This is a genomic window from Streptococcus pseudopneumoniae, from assembly GCF_038148935.1.
GTDB lineage: Bacteria > Bacillota > Bacilli > Lactobacillales > Streptococcaceae > Streptococcus > Streptococcus pseudopneumoniae_U.
Genome location: NZ_JBBJZX010000272.1, coordinates 1 through 245 on the forward strand (window position 1 = coordinate 1; position 245 = coordinate 245).

1 pseudogene is annotated in these 245 nt (G+C 33.1%); it reads right to left on the reverse strand.

Annotation, left to right across the window (positions count from 1 at the left end):
• A pseudogene (locus WKI42_RS10945) lies at positions 1-245 on the reverse strand (serine hydrolase); the annotation flags it as partial.

Consider the following 245-nt stretch of genomic DNA (forward strand, 5'->3'; position numbering starts at 1 on the left):
GAAATTCTCTTCCTTCTACAAACATGGTCTTGTCGATTGATACTTGTGAATAAGCTGATAAGGATGATTTCACTTCTTTTAAATCATAAGGACTATTGTACAGTTTAAAATCAGATTCTAACCATACTTTTTTGATTGTTGGAGTCACCTCTGACTGATCATATAAAAATCGTTTGTCCGCAGCTATAAATTGATGATTTGATAGCTTAAATACCGGAATTCCTTGTTTATTTAAGCGCCACTCA